General features: G+C 68.1%; 18 protein-coding genes. 5 read left to right on the top strand and 13 right to left on the bottom strand.

The features are described 5' to 3' along the window. Position 1: 1 nt before the first annotated feature. The 3 genes from fliF to OF829_RS06665 are packed head-to-tail and all read right to left on the bottom strand — an operon-like array spanning position 2 to position 3,317. Positions 2-1,699 (bottom strand): flagellar basal-body MS-ring/collar protein FliF, encoded by a 1,698-nt coding sequence (gene fliF, locus OF829_RS06675; protein ID WP_264939204.1) that lies wholly within the window; start codon positions 1,697-1,699, stop codon positions 2-4. Positions 1,700-1,704: 5 nt separating this feature from the next. Then, positions 1,705-2,073, bottom strand: a complete 369-nt coding sequence (gene fliE / locus OF829_RS06670; RefSeq protein ID WP_264939203.1) for a flagellar hook-basal body complex protein FliE — start codon at positions 2,071-2,073, stop codon at positions 1,705-1,707. Further along, positions 2,070-3,317 carry a sigma-54 interaction domain-containing protein gene (locus OF829_RS06665; protein ID WP_264939202.1) on the bottom strand — a complete coding sequence of 416 codons (1,248 nt, stop codon included), beginning with the start codon at positions 3,315-3,317 and terminating at the stop codon, positions 2,070-2,072. Before OF829_RS06665 ends, fliE begins: the two co-directional genes overlap by 4 nt. Before the next feature lie 265 nt (positions 3,318-3,582). On the opposite strand from OF829_RS06665, the gene OF829_RS06660 reads away from it, so the two are divergent. Then, complete coding sequence (locus OF829_RS06660) at positions 3,583-4,401, top strand: flagellin N-terminal helical domain-containing protein (protein ID WP_264939201.1); 819 nt, start codon at positions 3,583-3,585, stop codon at positions 4,399-4,401. A gap of 379 nt (positions 4,402-4,780) precedes the next feature. Then, on the top strand, positions 4,781-7,390 hold the full coding sequence (locus OF829_RS06655; protein WP_264939200.1) for a glycoside hydrolase family 3 protein: 2,610 nt from the start codon (positions 4,781-4,783) through the stop codon (positions 7,388-7,390). Here OF829_RS06655 and OF829_RS06650 read toward each other — a convergent pair whose 3' ends face one another. Together OF829_RS06650 and OF829_RS06645 are read right to left on the bottom strand one after the other, a co-directional pair. Next, entirely contained in the window at positions 7,391-7,744 is a 354-nt protein-coding gene (locus OF829_RS06650) for a YbaN family protein (protein ID WP_264939199.1), read from the bottom strand. Position 7,745: 1 nt separating this feature from the next. Further along, positions 7,746-8,414 carry an ArsR/SmtB family transcription factor gene (locus OF829_RS06645; protein ID WP_264939198.1) on the bottom strand — a complete coding sequence of 223 codons (669 nt, stop codon included), beginning with the start codon at positions 8,412-8,414 and terminating at the stop codon, positions 7,746-7,748. A gap of 68 nt (positions 8,415-8,482) precedes the next feature. On the opposite strand from OF829_RS06645, the gene OF829_RS06640 reads away from it, so the two are divergent. Beyond that, a complete protein-coding gene (locus OF829_RS06640; protein WP_264939197.1) occupies positions 8,483-8,788 on the top strand; it encodes an NIPSNAP family protein in 306 nt (101 codons plus the stop codon). After that, the gene (locus OF829_RS06635) at positions 8,785-9,111 is read left to right on the top strand and encodes an antibiotic biosynthesis monooxygenase family protein (protein ID WP_264939196.1); all 327 of its coding nucleotides are present in this window, start codon (positions 8,785-8,787) and stop codon (positions 9,109-9,111) included. The genes OF829_RS06640 and OF829_RS06635 overlap by 4 nt, the downstream gene beginning before the upstream one ends. A gap of 243 nt (positions 9,112-9,354) precedes the next feature. Here OF829_RS06635 and OF829_RS06630 read toward each other — a convergent pair whose 3' ends face one another. From OF829_RS06630 to OF829_RS06595, 8 genes are all read right to left on the bottom strand, one after another. Then, complete coding sequence (locus OF829_RS06630) at positions 9,355-10,119, bottom strand: sigma-70 family RNA polymerase sigma factor (protein ID WP_264939195.1); 765 nt, start codon at positions 10,117-10,119, stop codon at positions 9,355-9,357. Beyond that, on the bottom strand, positions 10,116-12,197 hold the full coding sequence (flhA, locus tag OF829_RS06625) for a flagellar biosynthesis protein FlhA (protein ID WP_264939194.1): 2,082 nt from the start codon (positions 12,195-12,197) through the stop codon (positions 10,116-10,118). Before flhA ends, OF829_RS06630 begins: the two co-directional genes overlap by 4 nt. 3 nt (positions 12,198-12,200) lie before the next feature. Further along, positions 12,201-13,097, bottom strand: a complete 897-nt coding sequence (locus OF829_RS06620; protein ID WP_264939193.1) for a lytic transglycosylase domain-containing protein — start codon at positions 13,095-13,097, stop codon at positions 12,201-12,203. Between the two features lie 199 nt (positions 13,098-13,296). Beyond that, positions 13,297-13,608: a RagB/SusD family nutrient uptake outer membrane protein gene (locus OF829_RS06615; RefSeq protein WP_264939192.1), complete on the bottom strand. Its 312-nt coding sequence runs from the start codon at positions 13,606-13,608 to the stop codon at positions 13,297-13,299. After that, positions 13,595-13,897, bottom strand: a complete 303-nt coding sequence (gene flgM, locus OF829_RS06610) for a flagellar biosynthesis anti-sigma factor FlgM (RefSeq protein WP_264939191.1) — start codon at positions 13,895-13,897, stop codon at positions 13,595-13,597. The genes OF829_RS06615 and flgM overlap by 14 nt, the downstream gene beginning before the upstream one ends. A gap of 72 nt (positions 13,898-13,969) precedes the next feature. Further along, entirely contained in the window at positions 13,970-14,521 is a 552-nt protein-coding gene (locus OF829_RS06605) for a flagella basal body P-ring formation protein FlgA (protein ID WP_264939190.1), read from the bottom strand. A gap of 44 nt (positions 14,522-14,565) precedes the next feature. Next, a complete protein-coding gene (locus OF829_RS06600; protein WP_264939189.1) occupies positions 14,566-15,084 on the bottom strand; it encodes a flagellar motor protein MotB in 519 nt (172 codons plus the stop codon). Beyond that, entirely contained in the window at positions 15,081-15,752 is a 672-nt protein-coding gene (locus OF829_RS06595) for a motility protein A (RefSeq protein WP_264939188.1), read from the bottom strand. The genes OF829_RS06600 and OF829_RS06595 overlap by 4 nt, the downstream gene beginning before the upstream one ends. 314 nt (positions 15,753-16,066) lie before the next feature. Here OF829_RS06595 and flgB point away from each other — a divergent pair, with 314 nt between their 5' ends. Continuing rightward, positions 16,067-16,420 carry a flagellar basal body rod protein FlgB gene (flgB, locus tag OF829_RS06590; RefSeq protein WP_264939187.1) on the top strand — a complete coding sequence of 118 codons (354 nt, stop codon included), beginning with the start codon at positions 16,067-16,069 and terminating at the stop codon, positions 16,418-16,420. Position 16,421 lies beyond the last annotated feature (1 nt).

The raw sequence follows: 16,421 nt of genomic DNA, 5'->3' as shown, positions 1-16,421 counted from the left end.
CTCACTGGCCGTCCGCCTTGATCATGTCGCGGACCGCGAGCGCGGCGCGTGCGGGATTGTCGCGGGTGAAGCCGCGGACAAGGCCGACGCGCTCGTCATAGCTCTTGGCCTGGCCGCTCTGGAGCATGTCGACGCTCACCGGCGGGCCCGAGGGCTGACCGCCCGGCCCCTGCTGCCCTTGCTGATTGTAAGCACCCATCGCCAGCGCGGGGCGCGTGGCGGAAGCATCGTCGCGGCGCTTGAGCAGCGCCTTGGTGAGCGGACGGACCCCCATGATCAGCACCAGCAGCGCGATGACCAACGCCGTCACGTTGCGCGTCACCAGCGGCACCCAGCCGGCATCATACCAGGCGGGCCCGGCAGCAGCTTCTGTGGAGGCGGCATTGAACTTGCGGCTGATCACGGTGACATTGTCGCCGCGATTGGGATCGAAACCGACCGCGGCGCGGACGAGCTGGGTGATCTGATCGATCTCGACCTTGCCGCGCGGCTTGCCCGGCTCCTCGCGGAGCAGGATCGCGACCGACAGGCGCTTGACCCCGCCGGGGACCGCGCGGGTGACCGAGATTTCCTTGCCCATGTCATAGGTGCGCGCGAACTGGTCGCTCTGCTTCTGGATCGGCGCGGCGGCGGGCGTAGCGCCCGCGGCCGGGGTCGCCGCCGGGGCGGGCGTCGCGCCCGGCGTCGGCTGCGCATTGGGCGCGGTCAGCGTGCTCGCGGGCGGCGGCGTGTTCGACAGCGCGCCGGGAATGCCGCCCGGGGCCGAGCCGTTCTGGTTCGGGCCGCTCCCCTGCCAATTGCCCTGCTCGGCGCGGACGACGCTATTGTCCTTGTCATAGCTTTCGCGTGTCGCCTGGCTCTCGTTGAGGTCGACATCGGCCTGGATCTCGGCCGAGAAATTGCCCGCGCCGACGAGCGGCGTAAGCATCTGGCCGAGCTGCTGGCGATATTTGTCCTCGACGCGGCGCTGGAAGTCGATCCGCTCGTCGCCTGCCGAAGCGCCGCCGGCGCCGCCCGACTTGCTGAGCAAGGCGCCGCCCTGATCGACGACGGTAACGCTCTCCGGCGTGAGGCCCGGCACCGACGAAGCGACCAGATTGACGATCGCGCGGATCTGCGCGTCCCCGAGCGCGCGGCCCGGCTGGAGCTTGACGATCACGCTCGCCGAGGGCTGGGCATGATCGCGCACGAATGCGCTGGCTTCCGGCGTCGCGAGATGGACGCGCGCCTCGGCGACCGCGTCGATCTCCTGGATCGAGCGCGCCAGTTCGGTCTCGCGCGCCTGGCGGAGGCGTTCGCCCTCGACCGCGCGGCTGACGCCCATCGGCATCTGATCGAGGATCTGATAGCCGCCGGGCTGCGCCTTGGGCAGGTCCTGGCTGGCGAGCAGCATCCGCGCCTTGTGGAAATCATCCTCGTTGACGGTGAGCGAGCCCGAACTGTCGAGGCTGCTCTGGATGCCCGCACCGTCGAGCGCGGCGGTGACCGCCGACTTGTCGGCATCGTTGAGGTTCGCGAACAGGATGCGCTGCGGGCCCACCGCGATCATCGACCAGGCGAGCCAGCCGGCCGCGATCAGGCCGATCAGGAACAGAAACGGCATCGCCCGCCGGACGGCGGGCTGACCGAGCAAACCGCCGACCTGCCTGAGCGGGTTGGCGAGGGGACCGGGAACGGTCTCGGTAAGGGCGTTGCTCATCTATCTCACACCGGCATGTTCATGATGTTCTGGTACGCGGACAGCAGCTTGTTTCGGACCTGCAGCGTCGCTTCGAAGCCGACCGAGGCCTCCTGGCGCGCGAGCATCACCTTGGCGATGTCGACCGTCTCGCCGCGCTCGTACGCGGCCGAAAGCTCGCCCGCCTTGTTCTGCGAGGCGTTGACGTCCTTGAGCGCGTTTTCGAGCGTCGCGGCGAAGCTGGTCGGCTGGCTCGCGCCGGTGCCGCTCGCGGGCGCGACCGTATTGGCGCGCTGGAGCGCATCGTTGCGCTCGAGGATCTGCTGCCGCAGCTGCAGCACGCGATCGATGCCCATGGCACCCCCGCCGCCGCCGACGCCACCGATACCGCTCATGCCGACACCCTCTGGATCAGCTCGTCACCCTGTTCGCGCGCCTTGGCGAGCCGGTAACGCAGCGTGCGCTCGGAAATGCCGAGCCGACGGGCGGTCTCGATACGGCTGCCGTTGCATTCGGCCAGCGTCTCGCGGATCGCCTGGAATTCATGGATCTGGACGATGTTGCTCAGCGTCGCCGGCCCGTCATTGACCGCGCGCGGGGTGGACCGGTCGAAGATCAGATGCTCGGCGTCGATCGTGTCGCCCGGCGCCATCAGCAGCGCGCGCTGGATGACGTTCTCGAGCTCGCGGACATTGCCCGGCCATTGATGATCCATCAGCACCTCGACCGCATCGGCCGAGATCCAGGGAAGCGTCGCGCGATTGCCGGCGTGGCGCAGCACCATCGCCGCGGCGAGCGCGGGGATGTCGCCGGGGCGTTCGCACAGCGCCTTGGTCGAAAGCGGGAAGACCGAGAGGCGGTAGTAGAGGTCGGCCCGGAACCGGCCGGCCTCGACTTCGCCGTGCAGGTCGCGGTTGGCGCAGGCGATCACGCGGACATCGATCTTTTCGGGGATGGTCCCGCCGATCGGCACCACCTCGCGCTCCTGGAGCGCGCGGAGCAATTTGGCCTGGAGGTTGATCGGCATCTCGGCGATTTCGTCGAGCAGCAGCGTGCCGCCATTGGCGGCGCGGAAAAAGCCCTGGCCGCCCGAGGAAGCGCCGGTGAAGGCGCCCTTGTGGTGGCCGAACAGCATCGCCTCGAGCATCGTCTCGGGCAAGGCGGCGCAGTTGATCGCGATGAACGGTCCGTCCTTGCGCGACGAGGCGGCATGGATCGCCTTGGCCAGCACTTCCTTGCCGGTGCCGGTGGGGCCGTTGATCAGCACGGTGATGTCGGAGGCGGCGACGCGCTCGCTGAGCGCCAGCAGCGCGAGGCTTTCGGGATCGGCGGCGACGGGGGCATGGGGGCCGCGCGCCATCGCGCTGGCGAAACCGGCGCCGATCGCCGAGTCAGTGCTGTCATAGGAAAGACGGGCAGGGTTGCCGTCGCTGAAGGGAATGGCGAGCGGGGCGCCTTCGCCGATGATCAGCGTGCGGGCCGGCGCCGGCGGCACTTCGCCATCGGTCACCAGATAGAGGTCGTTCGGCTGGGGACGCCCGTCCTCGCACGATCCGATCGCGAAACCTTGAGCACGAAGCGCCGAAACCAGCGCGTATTTCTGCCGCAGCACCGCTGCAGACGGAACAATCGATCGCATTCGGGAACCCCCCTGTGACTGTGCTTCAATGCGGTATTGTTGGTTAACACTGAGTAAAATTACGGGGGTCCGTACGACTACCTACGCTCCCCCCGATCCGGGCGCGCGGTCCGTGCGCGCGCGTGCGCCCACACGTGGAAGCACCGGAGGGCCGAAAGTTTTTCGCTAAATCTGCCGGACGGCCTGCCGTTCCTTGGCTTGGCGGCTCGGAAGCTCCCGTCTGGGGGGTGCGCGGGAAGCGCCAAGCTTGAATGGAGTAAAGACCATGACTGTTATCGGCACCAACACTGCTGCGCTGCGCGCCGGCAACGCTTCGAACGTCGCTTCGAAGATGCTGGGCACCGCGATGGAGCGCCTGTCGACCGGCAAGCGCATCAACAGCGCCAAGGACGACGCCGCCGGCCTCGCCATCGCCTCGACCATGACCGGCTCGATCCGTGGCATGAACCAGGCGATCCGCAATGCCAACGACGGTATTTCGATGGCTCAGACCGCTGAAGGCGCGCTGGGCGAAGTGACCAACATGCTGCACCGTATCCGCGAGCTGGCCGTCCAGTCGGCTTCGGGCACCTACAGCGATGACGACCGCACGAACCTTCAGGCGGAAGTCACCGAGCTGACCGGTCAGATCTCGGACATCCTGGCGAACACCAAGTTCAACGGCAATGTGCTGTTCGACGGTTCGGCGGGTGACTCGGGTGACGTGACGATCCAGACCGGTTCGACCGCGGACGACACCGTGACGCTGAGCCTTGCCGAAGTCGATCTCGACGACGCCGTCGATATCGACATCTCGGACCAGGACGACGCTTCGGACGCGCTCGAGACGCTCGACGACGCGCTGACCACGGTCAACACGGCCCGTGCGACGCTCGGCGCCTCGCAGAGCCGCCTGGAGTCGGTGGTCAACAACCTGACCTCGAACGTCACCAACCTGACCGACGCGCGCAGCCGCATCGAGGACGCGGACTTCTCGTCCGAGACCGCGGCGCTCGCCAAGGCGCAGATCCTGAGCCAGGCATCGACCGCGATGCTCGCCCAGGCGAACCAGAGCCAGCAGACGGTTCTGACGCTGCTTCGTTAAGCGTGGGCCGGTCGGGGTGTCACCCCCCTGACAGGCACCACGGCCGGTCACCTCTCCTGCTCGGGGGAGGGCGCATGGGGAGCCCCGGTGGTCTTCGGATCACCGGGGCTTTTCCCGTGTTTACGGCACTCGCCTTCCAATCCTCCCCTGCCAGGGGGAGGTGTCAGCGTAGCTGACGGAGGGGGAGGTAAGCGGCCACATCTGTTTCGTGTCCTCCCCCTCCGTCGCCTTCGGCGCCACCTCCCCCTGGCGGGGGAGGATTGAGAAGTGCGCGCCATCGCCTCGGACCCACTCTATATATACGCGTACGCGCGAGAGCCCTCTGGTAGCGCTACCATTAATGCGTTAGGCCTCTCCCAAATAGCAGGAGAGGTGGCCCGTGAAGCGCAAGGCAATGATCGCGTTCGGAGTGTTGGCGTCGGTCGCGTTCTGGAGCGCCGCCGGTGGCGCGCAGACCGCCTCTGCCCCGGCCACGCCGTTCAACAATCCCGCGCTCAGCCCCGAGGTCCGCGCCGCCGATCTCGTCTCGCGGATGACGCTCGAGGAAAAAGCAGCGCAGCTCGGCCATACCGCGCCGGCGATCCCGCGGCTCGGCGTCCCCGCCTATAATTGGTGGAACGAGGGCCTCCACGGCGTCGCCCGCGCCGGCATCGCCACCGTCTTCCCCCAGGCGATCGGCATGGCCGCCTCATGGGACACGCCGCTGATGCACCAGGTCGGCGACACGGTCAGCACCGAATTCCGCGCCAAGTTCCTCGAGCGCGTCCATCCCGATGGCGGCAGCGACTTCTATCGCGGGCTCACCGTCTGGTCGCCCAACATCAACATCTTCCGCGATCCGCGCTGGGGCCGGGGCCAGGAAACCTATGGCGAGGACCCCTATCTCACCGGCCGGATCGGCATCGCCTATATCACCGGGCTGCAGGGCAATGATCCGCGCTTCCTGAAGGTGATCGCGACCTCGAAGCATTTCGCGGTCCATTCGGGGCCCGAGACCAACCGGCACCAGGAGGATGTCCACCCCACGCTCCACGATCTCGAGGACACCTATCTCCCCGCCTTCCGAGCGACGGTGACCGAGGGCAAGGTCGAGTCGCTGATGTGCGTCTACAACGCCATCGACGGCGTGCCCGGCTGCGCCAATGACCGGCTGATGCAGGGCTATCTGCGCGACAGCTGGGGCTTCAAGGGCTATGTCGTGTCGGACTGCGGCGCGGCCGCGAACATCTACCGCCCCGACGCGCTCCACTACACCAAGACCCCCGAAGAGGGCGTCGCGGTCGGCTTCAAGGCCGGGATGGACGTGATCTGCGGCGACTACCGCAACCATATGACCACCGACACCGATACGATCGTGCGCGCGGTCAAACAGGGCAGGCTGCCGATCGCGGTGGTCGACCGTGCGCTGGTGCGGCTCTTCTCCGCGCGCATCCGGCTGGGGCTGTTCGAGCCTACCCGCCCCTTCGGCGAAATCACCGCCAGGGATTACGACACGCCCGAGCATCGCGCGCTTTCCGAGCGGATGGCGCGCGCATCGATGGTGCTGCTCAAGAATGACGGCATCCTGCCGCTCAAGACCGCGCCGAAGACGATCGCGGTGATCGGTCCCAATGCGGACTCGATGGACGCGCTGGTCGGCAATTATTACGGCACGCCCTCGCAGCCGGTGACCGTGCTCGCCGGACTGCGCGCCCGCTTCCCGGGCTCGAAGATCATCTACGCCGAAGGGACCGGGCTGGTCGGCCCCGCCGAACCGCCGGTGCCGGACGAGGCCCTGTGCGCCGATGCCGCGTGCGCGACGCCCGGCCTCAAGGTCGAATATTTCAAGGGCGCCAACCTCCAGGGCGCGGCGACCGAATCGCGCGTCGAGCGCAACGCCCGGATCGGCTGGACCGGCGACAAGGAGGATAGCGCGCGCTGGACGGGCTATCTCAAGGCGCCCGAGAGCGGCGAGTATCGCTTCCGCTTCGCCAGCGAGAATGGCTACCGCGTCTGGGTGAACGACACGCTGGTCGTCGACGAATGGGGCGTGGGCGACAGCCCCTCGATCCTCTCCGGCGCGATCACGCTCGAGGCGGGCAAGACCTATCCGATCAAGGTCGAGGCCTTTCAGCGCGGCGCGAAGGGCCAACAGCGGCTGGTGTGGAGCCGCCCGAGCGAGAAGGGCGACGATGCGGTCGCGGCGGCCAGGCAGGCCGATGTCGTGATCTTCGTCGGCGGGCTTTCGGCGCGGATCGAGGGCGAGGAGATGAAGCTCAAGGTCCCCGGCTTCGCGGGCGGCGACCGGACCAGCCTCGATCTGCCCGGGCCGCAACAGGCGCTGCTCGAGCGGCTCCATGCGACCGGCAAGCCGGTGGTGCTGGTGCTGATGAACGGCAGCGCGCTCAGCGTGAACTGGGCGGACGCGAACCTGCCGGCGATCGTCGAAGCCTGGTACCCCGGCGGCCAGGGGGGTGCTGCGGTCGCATCGCTGATCGCAGGCGATTTCTCGCCCGGCGGGCGCCTGCCGATCACCTTCTACAAGTCGGCCGATCAGCTTCCGGCGTTCGGCGATTATGCGATGGGCAACCGCACCTATCGCTACTTCAAGGGCGATGTCCTGTACCCGTTCGGCTACGGCCTCAGCTACACGCATTTCGGCTATGCCAATGCCAAGGCGACCCGGGCGAGCGTCTCGGTCGATGTCACCAATACCGGCGCGATGGACGGCGACGAGGTGGTCCAGCTCTATGTGACGCATCCCGGCGTCGCGGGCGCCCCGGTCCGCGCGCTCCAGGGCTTCCAGCGCGTGACCCTGAAGCGCGGCGAGACCCGGACGGTGAGTTTCGCGCTCGACGACCGGCGTCTCAGCATCGTCGACACGGCGGGCGTGCGGCGGATCGTGCCGGGCAAGGTGCAGCTCTGGGTCGGCGGCGGCCAGCCGGTCGGCAAGACCGCGGGGACCAGCCTCGAGCTCAACCTGTCCGGGAGCGCAACGCTGCCGAAGTGATCAGGCCTCGGGCCGCGTCCAGATCCAGCCGCCGATGATCAAGGCGGCGGCGACGGGAAGGAGCGACCAGGGCAGCCGCACGAAGATCAGCGATGCCGCGATGCTGACCGCGAAGGCGGCGGCCGCGGCGTGCTTGCCGGTGCGGCTGATCGCGCCCTTCTCGCGCCACAGGAGGATGTGCTTGCCGAAGCGCGGATGTTCGAGCAGCCGCGCCTCCAGCTCCGGGCTGCTTCGCGCGAAGCAATAGGCCGCGAGGATCACAAAGATCGTGGTCGGCATCAGCGGCAGGATCGCGCCGATGATCGCCAGCCCGATGCAGATGAATCCCGTGGCGAGGTAGAAGTGGCGGCGCATCCTAGAGCCCGAACGCGCGATCGAACGCGGCGGCTCCCGCAGGGGTGAAGCGCACCACCCGGCCGGGCCCGCGCGCCGCCCAGCCCTGCGCCAGCACATGGCCGAGGATCGCGGCGCCCAGCGCGCCCGCCAGATGATTGCGCCGCTCGCTCCAGTCGAGACAGGTTCGGCACAGCGGGCGGCGGCCCTGAGTGGGAATGGCGATGCCGAGCCCGGCAAGCAGGGTTCGGCCCGCATCGGTCAGGTCGGGCGTTTCGCCTTCGCCGATACAGCCATCCTCCACCAGCCGCTCGGCCAGCCGCACCGCCCGTTCCCCCGCGAGGTGATCGTAGCAGACCCGTGCGGCGCGCATCGCCGCGTCGCGCGGGCCGGTGCGGGCCGGGCGGGCGCCGGTGCGCTCGGCGATCCCCATCAACAGCTCGATCGCGGCGGCGACATCGCCATCGGCAAGGCGGAAATAGCGATGGCGGCCCTGCTTTGCGGGGGTCACCAGCCCGGCATCGCCGAGCCGCGCGAGGTGCCCCGAGGCGGTGGGCAGCGCCACGCCCGCGCATTCGGCGAGTTCGCTCACCGTCAGCGCGCGCCCGTCCATCAGGGCAACGAGCATGTTCGCCCGCGCCGGATCGCCGATCAGCGCGGCGACATGCGAGATCGAGGGGCCGTCCTTCATAGTTCGGCCATAGCCGAAGCATTGACGCGCGGCAATCGGCTAGGCCGCTTCCGCAAAGGAGCCCGCCCATGATCACCTGCTTCATCCGCTACGAGATCGACCCCTACCGTATCGACGCGTTCGACCACTATGCCCGCAACTGGGGCGAGGCGATCCCCCGCTGCGGCGCCGATCTGATTGGCTATTTCGCCCCGCACGAGGGCTCGGCGACCACTGCCTATGGCGTCTATTCGATCGCCGATCTCGCCGCCTACGAAGCCTATCGCGCCCGCCTCAAGGACGATCCGCTCGGCCGCGAGAATTTCGAATTCGCGCGTAAAGAGCGCTTCATCCGGCACGAGGACCGGATCTTCCTGCGGCTGGCGTCGCGATGATCGCGGTGATCTTCGAGGTCGAACCGGCGGAGGGAAGCGAGCCCGCCTATCTCGCCCGCGCCGCGGCCCTGCGCGACGAATTGGAGACGATCGACGGCTTCGTCTCAGTCGAGCGCTTCCGCAGCATAGCCGAGCCGGGGAAGCTGCTCTCGCTCTCCTTCTTCCGTGACGAGGCGGCGGTGGCCGAATGGCGCAACCGTCCGCGCCATCAGGCCGCGCAAGCCGCGGGGCGCGCAGGCCTGTTCGCCGGCTACCGGCTGCGGATCGCCGAAGTGGTGCGCGACTACGGCCTCAACGACCGCACCCAAGCCCCACAGGTTTAGGGCCGCGCATCCCCCGGAAGCGCGGCCCTAAGCTCTAAAATGGGGACAGTCCCCTATTTGGATCACGCCCTTGCAATGTTGGATTTCACCTGCTTGACTCGTGTGGCCGACCGCTCCGGCCGCTCTTTGAATCCGTCGATCTGGCCGGCGACTGCGCGCCGAAAAACATGCGGACCAGTGTCAAGTTCGTGTCAACTTTCACATGCTGGGACGGCGCCACCCGGTGGGCCATTGGCCCGGACCCTAATTGAGACGCCGCGCCAGCGCCTTCTTCAGATGCGCATGCGCACTGGCCTTGATCTGGCAGACGCGCGCCGCGCCCACCCCGATCACCTGGCCGATTTCCTCGAGGTTCAATTCCTCGACATAATAGAGCTGGATCACCTGCGCCTCGCGCTCGGGCAGCTCGGTGATCGCGGCGATCAGCGCCTCGCGCTGGTCGCTGTCCGCGAGCTGATCGAAGGCGTTGGGCTCGTCGGACATGAACCAGGGACTCTCGTCCGAATACATGTCGTCGATCGAATCGAAGCGCACCGCCTCGGCATTGGCATATTCGGCCCGCAGCTTTTCGGGCGTGACCCCGAGCTTTTCCGCCACTTCGGCGTCGGTGGGCTTGCGGCCCAGCGCCGTGGTGAGCGTGCCCACCGTCTCGTGGTAGCTCTTTCGCCGCTTCATCGCGCCGCGGGTGAGCGTCGCCTGGCGCCGCAGCTCGTCGATCATCGCGCCGCGCAGCCGCGTGACCAGATATTGCTCGAAGGTCACCTGCCCCCGGTCCTCGAACCCGTTCACCGCCTCGATCAGGGCAACCATGCCGATCTGGATCAGATCCTCGACCTCGACGATCGAACTCATGCTGCCATGGATATGCCAGGCGATCTTTCGGACGAGCGGCAGATGCTTTCGCACCACCGTCTCGGCGTCGCGCCGGCTGGGCGTAGGGGCATAGGTAAGCGGGGACTGGGCGACTGCGGCCATGGCGTGCAGCTTCCTCTGGGGGTTGAAACTCATGCGGCGAGCGCCTCCGGGGCGCCGATCACGGCGACGACCTCGACGGCCTTGTCTTCGGGAACCTCGAAGAAGCTCATCACGGGCGTATCGGGGAGCACCGTCTTGACCAGCTTGCGGATCGCGATGCGGATCGTGGGCTGGACGACGAGCGCGAACGGCTTGGCCTCGGCGACGAGCGGGCCCGCGGCGCGCTGGAGCGCCTCGGCGATGCGGCGGCCGAGCTCGGGCTCGATCGTGTGGCGCTTGGCCGGGTCCGAGCGGACCGCCTGGCCGAGCAGCGCCTCGAGCTGGCCTTCGAGCGTCATCACGCGCAGCGGCTCGCGAACCCCGCACAGCTTCTGGATGATCAAAGGCCCAAGGTCCGGACGGATAAGCTCGAGGATCTCCTCGGGATCGAGCGTGCGCTGCGCCGCATTGGCGATCGCGGCGGCGATCCGGCGGAATTCCTTGAGCGAGATATTCTCGGCCAGCAGTCCGCGCAGGACCTGGGTCAGCACGGTCAGCGGCACCGGGTTGGGCGAGAGCGCCGCGACGAGCTGAGCCGCGCGTTCCTTCAAGCCTTCGAGCAGCGACTGGACCTCGTCGGGGCCGAGCAAGTCGGCGGCGTTCTGGATCAGCGCCTGGTTGAGATGCGTCGCGACGACGGTGCCCGGATCGACCACCAGATAGCCCATGCCGGTCGCGGCATCGGCGTCGCCCGAATGGATCCAGACGGCGTCGAGCCCGAAGGTCGGGTCCTTGACCTTCTTGCCCGAGAGATAGCCCGAGGCCTGGCCGGTATCGAGCGCGAGCACCTCATCGGGCGACACAGCGTCCTCGCCGACGACGACGCCGCCGACCATGATGCGATAGGTGAAGGGCGCCAGGTTGATATCGTCGCGCACGCGCACCTGCGGCACGACGAAGCCGAGCTCCTTCGAGAGCTGGCGGCGCACGCCGGTGATGCGGCCCATCAGCGGCCCGCCGCGGCGCTCGTCGACCAGCGGCACGAGGCCGTAGCCTATGTCGAGCATCACCTGCATATTGTCGGTGACTTCCTCCCAGCCGATCTTCGACAGGTCGGCGGGCTCGGGCGCGGGCTCGGCAGGCGGCGGACGGTTGGCGATCTGGCGCAGCTTCCAGGCGGCGAAGCCCGCGACCGCAGCGGCCGGCAGGATCACGAAATGCGGCATGCCGGGCAGCACGCCGAGCAGCGCCAGGATCACCGCGACCGGGGTCCAGGTCTTGTGGCTGCCGAACTGGCTGCCGATCTGGCCGGCGAGATCGAGCTTCGAGGCGACGCGGGTGACGATCGCGGCGGCGGCGATCGAGAGCATCAGCGAGGGCAGCTGCGCGACCAGCGCGTCGCCGATCGCGAGCAGGATATAGGTCTGGGCCGCGTCTCCGACGGCCATCTTGTGGCTGACCACGCCGAGGATCAGCCCGCCGATGATGTTGATCGCGAGGATCAGCAGGCCGGCGATCGCGTCGCCCTTCACGAACTTGGACGAACCGTCCATCGCACCGTAGAAATCGGCCTCGGTCGCCACCTCGACGCGGCGCGCGCGCGCTTCGTCGGGGGTGATCAGCCCGGCGTTCAGATCGGCGTCGATCGCCATCTGCTTGCCCGGCAGGGCATCGAGGGTGAAGCGCGCCGAAACCTCGGACACGCGGCCCGCGCCCTTGGTCACCACGATCATGTTGATGATGATCAGGATCGCGAAGACGAAGATGCCGACGACATAGTCACCGCCGATCAGGAAAGTGCCGAACGCCTCGATCACATGGCCCGCTGCGGCTTCGCCCTCATGGCCATGAACCAGCACGACCCGCGTCGACGCGACGTTGAGGCCGAGGCGGAACAAAGTCGCGAACAGCAGGACGGTCGGGAAGGCCGAGAAGTCGAGCGGCTTCTGCGCGTTCAACGCCACCATCAGAACAGCCAGGCTGATCATGATGTTCATGACGAAGAACATGTCGAGCATGAAGGCCGGGATCGGCACGACCATCAGCGCGACCAGCAACAGGATCGCGCCCGGCAGCGCGAAGCTCCGGAGCGCGGGCAGGACCGACGAGGGGGACAGCGTCAAGCCATTCATTGCCTACGCCCCCAGGCTCGCGAGCAGCATGTAAGCGAGCTTGGCGTTTTCGGGCGTGGGGCGCATCGGGTTCATCGGTTCCCTGAGGGTGGTGAGGTTGGCGAGCGTCGAGTTGATCCAGGGCGCGTCGCCATTCTGGGCGCAATTGCCGAGAATGACCTCGCCGCCATTTTCGAGCTGCATCGTGGCGCGCGCCGGGTTGAACGGATCGGCCGCGCCGAAATCGGTCGAACTCGCAGGATAGGTGCCGCCGAGCGACGCCAGCCCGGTCGCGCCGTTCGCGGCAGCGCCCTGATCGAGCTTGTCGCCGAAGCGGCCATAGATTTCCGAGAGCGAGCGCGGCTGGCCGTTCGCGTTGTAGAAGATGTTGTGGTTGGCGCGCGCGGCGGCCGGGAATAGCGCGGCGCCGCTCTGGTTCGGATTGCTCGCCATCCGGCTGAGGAAGGTGCGCGCGCCACCCAAGCCGAGGAAGTGCGCCATATAGAGGTCGGTGCCGTTGGCGGGGCGGCCGAGGCTGTTCTCGAGCGCGTCCTTATTGTCCGAGGCATGCTCGGCGGCCATCAGCGAAGCGGCGGTCGGATCCTTGCGCAGATCGAGGATCTGGCGGCGCATCGCGGGATCGCGGACGACATAGCGGCCGCCCGGGGTCTGGGTGATCGCATCGGCGGCCCAGCCCATGCCATGCTCGGCGCCGTGCTGCTTGACCACGCCGAGCCAGCTCTGATCGACGAACTGGAACAGGCCCGTGGCGGAGGAGGTGGTCGCGCGCGCATCGGTGCGCATCCCGCTCTCCACCTGCGCCTGGCCGAGCAGATAGTTGAAGTCGACGCCGGTGCGCTGGCTCGCGACCGCGATCGCGCTATGGATGTTGCCGGTATTGGCGACCGAAGAAACGCCCATGGATCCTGAATCCGATTGCCCTAGTTGGGGGCGTAATCAGCAAGGATCGTGCCAAAGAAGGGAAAGCTGGAGATTAGGGGAAACCCCTAACCCGTTCGGGCTGAGCCTGTCGAAGCCCCGTTCTTTCTTCCGAGGAAGGGCTGCCCTTCGACAAGCTCGGGGCGAATGGCAGGAGAGGACCAGCCCCTCCCCCGCTATCTCACGCGAACGCCATCGCTCCGGGGCGGTACGGCGTGGTGCCGCTGCCGGTCAGATTTTGCAGGCGGCGGCGGACATTTGCCGCCATCAGATTGACATAGATGCGGCAGGTCTCGTTGAGGCGGTGCGCCTCGCCGGCCAGCTCGCGGATCTCGCCGGTCATCGGCTCGCCCTCGTGCGCCGCCGCGGCGTCGATGCCCGCAAGCTTCGCACGCGTCGCAGCTTCGAGCGCGCCCACGTCGTTAGATTTGAGCGCATCGATCTCGGCATGGAGCGCTTCGATCACGGTGATGAGGGCGTCACGCCGGGTCATTGGGGTTCCACTGCATCTTGAGTGCAAGCAGCCGGTCGGCGATCGTCGAGGGAACGGTCGGGAAACGGCCGTCCTCGATCGCCTTCTTGATCCGCGAGACGCGCTCGGCATCGACCGGAGCCTCGGAGGCCATCGCCCCCGCCAGCTCGGCGGCTTCGGTTTCAACGGGCTTGGCATCGTCGGTGCTGGTCTGCACGGCCTTGGGCGCGGCAGCCGCCTGGGTGGCGACAACCGACACGGTTCGCTGACTAGCGACCGCTCCAGTCTTGATGCCGATGGGATCCACCATGTTCGTCGTCCTTACACACAACCCCGACATCGGGTGAAACGACAGCTTACGCCCAACCTTAAATAAAAATATTCACTCGCCCGAACCGGGCAATTTGGCGAGACCCGCCTCGATCGCAATCGCTTGAATCGGCGGCTTTTTGTCATCGACGCGGATCATCACCCGCCCGCCCGCGGGAGCGTCGCTCATCGCCACCCCCTCGCGGGTGATCGAAAAGCCGGGGCCGCCGGCCTCGAGCGTCACGGTGTCGCCGCGCTTGATCACGATTTCGGGCTTCGCCGGCACCGGCGCGGGGGCCTGCGCGGCCGCGGGCCGGACCGGCGCGGCCACGGCCGGCGCGGGCTTGGGCGGCGGCGGCGCGAGCACCGGCACGAAGATCTTCCACTCGGGCGCCATGCACCGCACCACCACCGCCTGGTGCGCGTCGGTATGCCATTCGAGCTGGGGCGCGGCGCAGGCGGCGAGCTTGAGCCGCACGTCCACGGGCGCGATCGCGCCGCCCATCTGACCGATATTATGCCCGGTGAACTGGGCGACGATCGTGTCGAGCAGCTGGGTCGACTGGAAATCCTGCGCAAGCGCGGGCGTCGCGACCAGAGCGAGCGCGAGGAAGGGGAGTTTCATGTTGCTTCTCCTGGCGCGGCAAGCGCGCGTTGCCGGGCGGCAAGTCATTGCCGGCCCCCGTCATAGCCGAGGGTCAGTACCGCGCGGCGCTGTTGGCCGATCGCGGTGGCGATGGTGATGCGATCGGGCGATACCGCGCCCGAGCGAACGAGTTGGGCGGCGACCGCGCGGGCGCGATCGGCGGCGAGGATCGCGCCGCTGCCGGTGGCCGGATCGACGTCGCCGGCGCTGCCGTCGACCTCGCCGGTGATCTTGAGCTGGGTGCGCGGATCGCGCGCGGCGCCCCGCGCCCAGGCGAGCGCGGCGCTGACGTCGAACGGCTCGGCGGCGCCGGGCTCGAAGCCCTTTACCACCGCGAGATCGACGGGCATCGCAGGCGGCTCGCTGGTGAAGCCGGCGCGGAAGGCCGCGGCGAGTTCACGCGGCCCAAGCTGTTGATTGGCCTGCAGAAACACGAAGAAGCCGACCAGCAGCAACGCCAGGTCGGCGAGCGTGATCAGCCAGATCGGGCGGCCGGGAGCCTCGTCGAAGATCGCGTCGCCAAGAAGATCATTAGGTGTCACGCGGCGTGCTCGCGAATCTGGCGCGGCACCGCGGGATCGACGGTGGCGAGCGTCACCAGCGGGTCGGCCAGCCGGGCGCGCTCGTTCCACTCGGCCCGCGCCGCGCGTTTGAGCCGTGCCGCGATCGGCGCCGCGATCAGATTGGCGAGCGCCGCGCCGTAGAGCGTCGAGAGCAGGGCGACCGCCATCGCGCCGCCGATCGTGGCGGGATCGCGCATCGCCGTGAACATCTGGATCAGCCCGACGAGCGTGCCGATCATCCCCATCGCCGGGGCCGCTTCCGCAGCGCCCGACCAGAGCTCCCAGGCGGCGCGGTGCCGGTCGAGCCGCGCGGTGAAGCGGTGTTCGGCCAGCGAACGGACCTCGGCGGGGGTCGCGCCATCGACCGCGGCCTGGACCGCGGCGGCGATGTCGGGATCGGCGATCACGCTGCGGTCGAGCGCGAGCAGCCCGTGGCGCTTCGAGATGCGGCCGAGCGCGGCGATCTGGTCGACCAAGGGCTGCGCGTCGAAGCGGCGGCGGCCCAGCACGCGGAGCGCCGAAACGCCCCGGCCAAGGTCGCGCAGCGGGGTCCGCAGCACGACGGCAGCGAGCGTGCCCCCGCCGACAATGGCGAGTGCGACGGGATCGATAAGCGGGCCCAGGCCCGGAAATTGTGACACGTCCATGCGCTCGCATGTGCAAGGGACGGGCCAGTTTGGCGCCTGCGCTTTCCGGCACGCGATTTGCCTGATCTCATATCGTCATCCCGGCAAAAGCCGGGACCCCGGGGTCACAAGGATCGTCCCGCTTGGCTCTGGGTCCCGGCTTTCGCCGGGATGACGAAGTGGACAACCCTCGGCAGCCCATTGCCGCCCGACCGGCAACATCTTGCCGCCGCATGCCGCTCTCAGGGGCCCGGAGCGGCAACCGCCCCTCCCCCGCCAAACTGGCACGGCCATTGCAGGTAACACGCACGAACTTTTGTGCGGAGGACGTGCAGATGGCGAATGAAGGTCTTTTCGGGGTGCATGGCACGGCCCTCTCCGTGCGCTCGCAGCGCATGGGGATGCTCGCGTCGAACATCGCGAACGCTTCGACGCCGGGCTACAAGGCGCGCGACATCGATTTCGACGCGGCGCTGCAGAATGCGCAGCGCAACGGCGGCAATCTCGATTCCGCGATCGACGACGCGACCATGTACCGCGTGCCGCTCCAGCCCAGCCAGGACGGCAACACCGTCGAGCTCACCACCGAGCAGACCGCCTTCGCCGAGAATGCGGTCGCCTATCAGACCACGCTCGCGTTCCTGAACGGCCGGATCGGCCAGATCACACGCGCACTGAAGGGAGAATAAG

The sequence above is a fragment of the Sphingomonas caeni genome, assembly GCF_026013415.1.
Classification (GTDB): Bacteria; Pseudomonadota; Alphaproteobacteria; order Sphingomonadales; family Sphingomonadaceae; genus Sphingomonas; species Sphingomonas caeni.
This window is presented reverse-complemented; position numbering and strand designations above follow the sequence as displayed.